2 protein-coding genes are annotated in these 2,676 nt (G+C 43.9%); both read left to right on the top strand.

Annotation, left to right across the window (positions count from 1 at the left end; translation table 11 throughout):
- Nucleotides 1-269: 269 nt before the first annotated feature.
- Nucleotides 270-596, top strand: a complete 327-nt coding sequence (locus AB4Z17_RS33070) for an antibiotic biosynthesis monooxygenase (protein WP_441964652.1) — start codon at nucleotides 270-272, stop codon at nucleotides 594-596.
- Nucleotides 597-790: 194 nt separating this feature from the next.
- A partial coding sequence (locus AB4Z17_RS33065; protein WP_441964650.1) for a PDC sensor domain-containing protein occupies nucleotides 791-2,676 on the top strand: 1,886 nt, incomplete at its 3' end.

The raw sequence follows: 2,676 nt of genomic DNA, 5'->3' as shown, positions 1-2,676 counted from the left end.
AATGTACAATATCGGTTCAATAATGAATGGATGTCCCATGTAATCTCCGCCTTTTTGGTATTATCATCATCTATTTTATCATTTTTTTGACATGTTAGTCGTTACTTGCTGACGATTAATAAAATTTTAGTCGTTTATTTAAATAAGAAGGGGAGGGGAGAAAAATATGCCGCCTAAATAGGAACATTTTAACAATGCATATTTGACAATGAGAATCGTTATCGATATAGTTGAATGGTAGTTTTTAAAATGATATAGGAGGGATTTCTGTGTTCATTCAATTGAGATCAATTGTAGTGGAAAAGGGAAATTCACAGCAAGTTGTCGACAATTTTGGGCAAGAGGGCTATATTGATGGCAAGGAAGGTCTTATCGATATTAATATTATGGTGAATAGAAAAGCAAAAGAAACGGAAGAAGTGGTTATTATGATCCGTTGGGAGTCTGATGAAGTTTGGAAAAATTGGGAGAAAGATCCCGTCCATATTGCTGGCCATCGGAACAAAAAAGATGAGCAGCGCCCTTCATATATCGTTGATTCATCGGTAAATATGTATGATGTAAAAAAAATAAAACCAGGTACTTTTGGCAAATAAACAGAAAGCGACTTACCCTTGGCGGGCAATGTCGCTTTTTTTTATTTATATTTAATTACCTTGCGGCTCAGTTACTAGCCTGCAGGGTTCTTTTTTGTGCTGCTACCTTTGTCTTAAAAGCTATGAATGTATAATGCCAAACTCATATGATGCATATAGTAATGAACAAGCTGCATCCCGTGAGGAGGTTTGGAATGAAATCCAGCATTTCGGGAAAAGTGATGATCATTTACGGAAGCACATTTCTGCTGATTATTGCCTTAACCTTCTGGTTGTCCTACCGGGGTACGGTTGGTCCGCTTGAGGCCGATCTAACCAATACGAATCTCGCGCTGCTCAAGCAAGTAGACCAAAAGATTGAAGTGGYGTTCCGTCAAACCGAGAAAGATTTGCTCGCGCTTATGGAAGAGCTCGAATTCGTTTACTTCATGCTGGATAGTTACAATGACGATGCCCAAAAATACAGCAACTATTATGGGCTTACGACAAAATTAAAAAACTTTATTAACGCCAATCCCACTTTCTCATCCATTTTCGTTTACTCTGCTGTAAACGGCGATATTTTGACCGAAAAGGCTTATATGAATGATATTTCATCGGTAGACAACTGGCTGGCTGATTATATGGACATGCCGGGTTATTTCAAGTGGATGACGACCCATCCGGTGTGGGATGGAACGATAACACAAAACGTTGTCACACTGGTGCGCTCCTACCCGACGCTAAGCAGTCCCGGTTATCGCAACGGCATCGTTGCCGTGAACATTAACGAGGTTGTTCTCTACGATATGATTAAATCGGTCTATGAGGAAAGCTCGGCTGGCCATTTGTTTATATTCGACGCAGATGGAAAAGTCGTCAGCCACGATGACAAAACGCTCCTTTACCAAAATTTAAAGCAATTGCCCTATATGAAAAATGTACTCGCAGCAGAAGGCAGCGGCTCCCTATCAGTCAAGCTGGACGGGATCCCGCAAACCGTATTTTACAGGACATCCGCCTATACGGGTTGGAAAATGGTCAGCATCATGCCGGAATCACAAATTTACGAGCCGCTTCAGATTACCCGCAATCTTTTATTTATATTGGCTGGCGTAATGATCGTTCTAGCGCTAATTGTATTGTTTTACGTTAATCGATTAACCTTCAAGCCGCTTGATCGACTGGTCAGCAAGCTTTCAGGGACCTACCAGCCAGATAAGAAGCGCGGATTTGATACAGCGGGATTCACTTATTTGGAGACGGTGTTTGAGCAAATGATGGTGGATCGGGAGCACTTGGAGAAGCATGTGCGAGATTCCAAATCCGTGCTCAAATGGAGATTGATTATGGATATGCTGACCGGCTACCGAACGGACTACCAAGCTTTGCGGCATCACTTTGAATTTACAGGCATTAAGCTCTATTCAGAGCGCTACCTTGTATGTACAGCAGAAATTGCGAAACCAGAAGGCTGCTTAAGCCCGCGTGATGAAACGTTGTATACGTATGTGTTTTGCAACGTGGCGGAGGAGATGATGGGCAAAGAGGATGCTGGAGTCGCAATCGATTTAGGCGGCGGACGAGCGGCGCTTGTCTTTAGCTTCGCTGAGGGCGAAGCGGAACAAAACCATTTGCGCGCGCTCGCAATTTTGGAATGGATACTTGAGATAATTAAAAAGCAATTCGGCTTAGTCGCCACGGTGGGTGTTGGCAGAGGAGTCAAGGAGCTCGGCGATATTCAAAGCTCCTACGGCGAGTCGCGCAAGGCGCTCCGCTACAAGATGCTTTTTGGCAGCCATTCCGTCATTTCAATCGAGGATTTGCAACCGCCGGACAGTCAAGACTATTACCGTTTGAATCGGAAGGCAAATCGAATTATGGAGGCGCTCAAGCAGACGGATACGGATAAAATAAAGGAGGATGTGCACCAAGCCTTCGAGAAGGCGGTGGAACTAAGCTTGCCTCCTGACCTCATCCGCCAGTTTTCGTTCGATTTAATCGTGAAGGCGCTGCAGGTAGCGGATGCAATCGGAATCGGTCCCGAGGAGTCGATGGGCAACTTGGACAGCATTTATGAGAAGATTGAGCACAGTGAGAA

The organism is Paenibacillus sp. TAF43_2 (assembly GCF_052113545.1).
Lineage (GTDB): Bacteria > Bacillota > Bacilli > Paenibacillales > Paenibacillaceae > Pristimantibacillus.
This window is presented reverse-complemented; position numbering and strand designations above follow the sequence as displayed.